General features: G+C 57.6%; 5 protein-coding genes. All 5 read left to right on the plus strand.

What is annotated here, in order from left to right; all coding sequences use genetic code 11:
- The first annotated feature begins 523 nt into the window (after positions 1 to 523).
- Positions 524 to 1,633 (plus strand): histidinol-phosphate transaminase, encoded by a 1,110-nt coding sequence (hisC, locus tag JRJ26_20090; GenBank protein MBW2059792.1) that lies wholly within the window; start codon positions 524 to 526, stop codon positions 1,631 to 1,633.
- Between the two features lie 253 nt (positions 1,634 to 1,886).
- The gene (locus tag JRJ26_20095) at positions 1,887 to 3,344 is read left to right on the plus strand and encodes a trimethylamine methyltransferase family protein (protein MBW2059793.1); all 1,458 of its coding nucleotides are present in this window, start codon (positions 1,887 to 1,889) and stop codon (positions 3,342 to 3,344) included.
- Positions 3,345 to 3,417: 73 nt separating this feature from the next.
- A complete protein-coding gene (locus JRJ26_20100; protein ID MBW2059794.1) occupies positions 3,418 to 4,617 on the plus strand; it encodes a pyridoxal phosphate-dependent aminotransferase in 1,200 nt (399 codons plus the stop codon).
- Positions 4,598 to 4,891 (plus strand): ferredoxin family protein, encoded by a 294-nt coding sequence (locus JRJ26_20105; protein ID MBW2059795.1) that lies wholly within the window; start codon positions 4,598 to 4,600, stop codon positions 4,889 to 4,891. Before JRJ26_20100 ends, JRJ26_20105 begins: the two co-directional genes overlap by 20 nt.
- A 14-nt stretch (positions 4,892 to 4,905) precedes the next feature.
- The coding region (locus JRJ26_20110) for an FAD-binding protein (GenBank protein MBW2059796.1) at positions 4,906 to 5,468 on the plus strand (563 nt) is incomplete at its 3' end.

A 5,468-nucleotide genomic window follows, 5' to 3' on the forward strand; every position in this document is an offset into this window, starting at 1 on the left:
GATAGGGTCACCGCGTGAGCTCAGGAGCGAGGGGACAAGGGTGTTCTCCTGCCAAAACAGAAAAAAATCGTGAAGTCATATACTTGCAAGAATCCTCGGCCGAAAACTCAGGAAACTCCACTTGAGGGGCCGCCTCTTTGAGGAAATACCTTCCAGATGGGTATTCGATTCTTGATTTCTGGAGATATCAGGCCAGGAGGAACGTTGACGGGAACATTTGCGGAGACTCAAGGAACCATATTGATCTGGCCGGCCAGGTGTGGTATAGCCATTGGACGATGGCAGGATTTCTGGCACCGCGTTTTTCGCAGAGGAGGCTCTTTCCGGAGTGTGGGGAAGGACGGAGTCGCATCGGGAGGATTCTCCGGAAGTCAGTCCTGTTCGGTCTGTCTTGCAGAAGAGAGAGGCGTGAGTGTTGAGACACGAAGAAGGTGGCGGCGTCGGTCGTCGGCCGGCGCCGCTTTTGTAGATGGCAAGAACCAGCGGAGGGATCCAGGACGATCTCCAAGAGGAGCAAGCGACCATGAGAGATGTGGCAAGATTTCTTCGAAAGGGAAACCTTGAGATCAAACCTTATGCAGTCCACCTGCCTGTTGAAGAACTCCAGGCTCGACTCGGAACCTCGAAGCTCGCCCTTATGGCCCTCAACGAAAATCTGATGGGCCCGTCGCCAAAAGCCGTTGCCGCGGTCGAAAGAGAGGCAAGAAACGCCAACCTCTACCCTGACGGGCCCTGCACCGTTCTAAGGTCTGAGATGGCGAAGACCCTCGGCATCGATCCGGACATGATAACAATCACAAACGGGGCCGACAATGCACTTCTCCTTGTGGCCGGTGCGTTTATCAACGAGGGGGACGAGGTTATGATGGGAGACCCTTCCTTCATCGTCTATCCCAACGTGGTGAAGATCATGGGAGGGGTTCCGGTCTACGTTCCGCTGAAAGACTATGTTCACGATCTCGAGTCCATGGAGAGGGCGTTTACCGGGAAGACAAAGCTGGTGTTCGTCTGCAATCCCAACAACCCCACAGGTACGATCGTTAGGAAGCAGGACCTTGACGGTTTTGTTTCTCGGCTGCCTGAAAACACGATCCTCGTCTTGGACGAGGCCTATTTTGATTTTGTGGTCGACAAAGACTACCCGGATGGTCTCGACTATGTTAGAGAGGGGTTCAATGTCATCTGCCTCAGGACCTTTTCAAAAGTGTCGGGGCTGGCCGGATTGAGGGTCGGCTATGCCATCGGGTGCAGGGAGTTTATCGGAGCCTTGAACAGGGTACGGGAGGCCTTTCCGGTTTCCAGGTTGGCCCAGGCGGCAGCCCTGGCTGCATGGGGAGACCATGAGTTCAGGCAGGCGGTCCGGGAAGGTATCGAAAACGGCAAGGCGTATCTGTACAGGGAGTTTGAAAGGATGGGGCTCTCCTATGTTCCTTCCCAAACGAATTTCGTCTTCGTGGATGTAGGAAGGGACTCGCAGCAGATCGCGGCCAGGCTCAGGCAAAAGGGGATTCTCATCGCTACTGGTGGCCAGTGGCGTTTGCCGAACTTCATCCGGGTGACCATAGGGACCATGGAGGGAAACCGGAGGTTGATCGGTGCCTTGGAAAGCGCCCTGAACACGTCCGACGGGTAAGAGCGGGTGGAGTCCGAGGGACCGTGGGCCCGCTTCTTGCCGGACAAGCACCTTATCCAGCGAGCCATCCTCCGCATTCTCGGTCAGACAGGAGTGGAGATTCGCCCCAGCGGTGAGGCCGTTGACGGGTAGTCCCTTGTTCTAGTATAATGCGGGCTGTTTTTTTGGAGGGGCGGTTGCCGGTCGTGGGCGGCCGACCGAGAAGGGCGCGGTTCGGCAGGGGCCGGCGAAATCCGGACTGATGGGTTAAGTCATGCGGAAGAGTAACGATTTCTGTCTCTGGCATCGTCCTTGTTCCGAGCTTCTGTCAAGGGAGCAGCTGACAAAGATCTATGACGCCGCCCTGCATGTGCTCGAAAGGGTAGGAGGCGATTTCCACGATCAAGAGGCGGTCGAGCTCTTGTCAGGCGCCGGTGCCCACGTGAAGGACGGCAAGCGGGTGCGCATCCCCTCCCATCTCGTGGAACAGGCCCTCGGGACAGTGCCCAGGAGGGTAGTTATCGCCGACCGAGGGGGCAGGGCAAGGATGTTCCTGGAGAGGGAGAATGTCTATTTCGGAACCGGGTCGGACACGAATTTCACCCTGGATCCCTATACGGGCAAGCGGCGAAAGGCTCTCAAGGAAGACGTGGCAAAGGCGGCCCTCCTTGTCGATTATCTCTCTGACATCGATTTCTGCATGTCTTTCGGTTTGGCCAGTGATGTCAACCCCATGACCTCCGACTGCCATCACTTCGAGGCCATGGTAAGCAATACCGAAAAGCCTCTGATCATGTGCTGTTGGGACGTGGAGGGGCTGAAGCGGATCTTCGATATGATGGTCGCCGTCAGGGGGTCGGAGGAGGATCTCGAGGCTCGGCCTTTTGTCCTCATCTACGTGCAGGCAATAAGCCCTCTGGTCTTTCCCAGGGAGTCCCTGCAAAAGCTTCTGTTCTGTGCGGAAAAAAGGATCCCTCTCATCTGGATACCGGGATGCCCCACCATGGGAGCAACGGGCCCTATCCACCCCGCAGGGACCATGGTGGTAGGAGTAGCGGAGTTCCTCGCAGGAGTCCTTTTGACACAACTGAAGCGGAAGGGATCCCCGGTGATCGGCTCCGGCAGGGGGTGCTGTGTCCTCGATATGCAGACAGGCCTGATGCCCTATGGAGCGCCCGAGTACGGCATGGGCGATGGAATGGCCCGGTTTCTCAATATTCCGTCCTGGGGTACCGGCGGGGTGAGCGATTCGAAGATCCTCGACGAGCAAGCCGTGGCAGAGGCCTACCAGAGCCTCTACCATTCTGCCCTTTTCGGGTCGAATCTCATTCACGATGTGGGGTATCTGGACAACGGCAATACCTCTTCTCCTGAACTCCTTACCATGTGCAATGATCTTATCAGCAAGACCAGGCGTTTCCTGAGAAGCTTCGTGGTCTCCCAGGAGACACTCTCTCTCGACGTGATCGAGCAAGTCGGCCCTGGTGGGACCTTTCTCGACCACCCCCAGACGGCGGAGCACTTCAGGGACGAGATATGGATGCCCGAGCTCCTGGACAGGCAGGATCATGACGGGTGGGTGGCGAGCGGGTCCAGGACCTTCAAAGAGAGGGCCAATGAGAAGGCCCGTTGGATCCTCGAAAACCACGAACCGGCGAGGCTCCCTTCGGAGGTTGCCCGGGATCTCCGGCGGATCGTGGAGGAGTATGACCGTACAAGGGGGAAAGGCTAGGATCTCGGGAGGCGGATCGATCACAGAGGCTTGATCCTGTCTGTGCCCGGGTCGATGTGGAAGAGAGGTCTGCATGGAAATCCACCCGGATATCCGTAGGATACCATATGGGGACAGGAAGCGGATCCAAGACGCCGCCGAGGGGAGGGAGGATCTGGTCAATTTGGCATCCGGGAACCCGGATTTGCCCATGCCTCCTTTTATCAGGGACCGACTCAAGGCCGGCTTCGATGCCGGGCGGGCTCCCTATACGAACTACTACGGCCTTCCCGAACTTCGCCGGAGGCTCGCTCTCTCCCTGAAAGAGGAGCGCAATATCACTGCAGACCCGGAAAAGGATCTCTTGATAACCCATGGTGTCCAGGAAGGCCTCTACGTTGTGATGAAATCCGTTATTCTCCCGGGGGACGAGATCCTGATTCCCAGCCCCCACTACGCGGAATACTACCTCAACGCGGTGGCCTGCGGCGGAATCCCGGTTCTTGTGCCCCTGGACGAAGGGAATGGATTCGTGCCGGAGCTGGACCGGATGGAAAGGGCAGTCACCCCGAAAACACGGGCTCTTGTCTTCTGCAATCCCAACAACCCTCTCGGCGTGGTATGGTCCCGGCAAGTGCTCGAGGGGATAGCCGATCTGGCACATAGGCATGATCTGGTCGTTTTGGTAGACGAGATCTATCGTGACTTCACCTATACAGAACCGCCTCCTTCCATCATAACCATGCCCGGCATGAAGGAACGGACCTTCGTCTTCGGCGGGTTTTCCAAGTCCTACATGATGATGGGACTGCGGGTGGGGTATGTCGTGGGACCGGCAGAAGCGATGTTCCCCATCAAGAACCTCCACTACTGTGTCACCCTTTGCCCCTCTTCTCCGGGACAGATCGCCGCCTTGGCCGCCCTGGATTGTCCCAAGGACCAGTTGCAGCCCATATACAAGGAGTTCGAGGAGCGGCTCGAGATTCTCTACAGGGGTGTGAAGGCGATCCCGGGGGTGAGTTGTGTGGAACCCAAGGGGAGCTTTTACATTTTCCCAAACATGAAGTGCTTCGGTCTCGGATCAATGGATCTCGCACTCAGGCTGATCGAAGAGGCCCGAGTCGTCACTCTGCCCGGGACCGAGTTCGGCCCGTATGGTGAGGGGTACCTGCGGCTGTCGACCTGTGCCAGCCGGGAGGAGATTGAAAAGGGGGTCGGGCGGCTGAGAGAATTTGCAGAGACTTTCTTGACGAGGAAGGAAGGGGAAGAGAGAAATGCCACCCGTTGTCGATGAGGCGCTGTGTACTCGGTGCGGAATCTGTTATGATGTCTGCCCGCAGGACTGCCTGGAGTTCAGGAAGGGTGAGCTGCCCGTGGTAGCCTACCCGCGGGAATGCTGGCACTGCGGGGCCTGTATGCTCGATTGCCCAGTGGATGCGATTCACCTGGAACTTCCCTTGCAGATGCATATCGTTCCTTCTCCTGCTCTCTATGGCCCTCCGGGAAAAGGGGATGAAGAGAATTTGAAAAGGGCCGCGGCCTTCTCCAGGTCGGTGATAACGGAGTGAGAGAAGGGGAGACCATGAATAGACCGGAGATGATCGATCATTCCTGCGATATCTTGGTGGTAGGGGGAGGCCTTGCCGGGTGCATGGCAGCCATCCGGAGTGGTGAACTCGGCGGGCGTGTGATCCTCGTCGACAAGTCCAACCCGGAGCGCTCAGGGTGTGCAGCGACCGGGATAGACCATATCTGGGGCTACTTCCCGGAAGTCCAAAGGGCAGAGGGTGTGAGCCTCAACGATCTGGTGAAGGATCATGTCGAGAACTTCGCCCGGGGGCTGATCAACCGGGATATCATAGGCTATATTGCGGAAACCAGCCTGGCACGGATTCTCGATCTGGAGCGCTTCGGCTGCAAGATACGCTTTGAAGATTCTTCTCTTCCAGGGGGATTTCGCCTCCAGTACCAGTTTCACGCCTGCAGGAATACGCTCCATTTCGACGGCCGGGACGTAAAAAGGGTGCTGACCGAGACCGTGCGGCGGCGGGGAGTAGAGATCGTGGACCGGGTCATGGTGAACGACCTCCTGCTCGATCACGGCCAGATCGCCGGGGCCGTGGGCTACGGCACCAGGGACGGATG

It is taken from the genome of Deltaproteobacteria bacterium, from assembly GCA_019308905.1.
Classification (GTDB): Bacteria; Desulfobacterota; BSN033; order WVXP01; family WVXP01; genus JAFDHF01.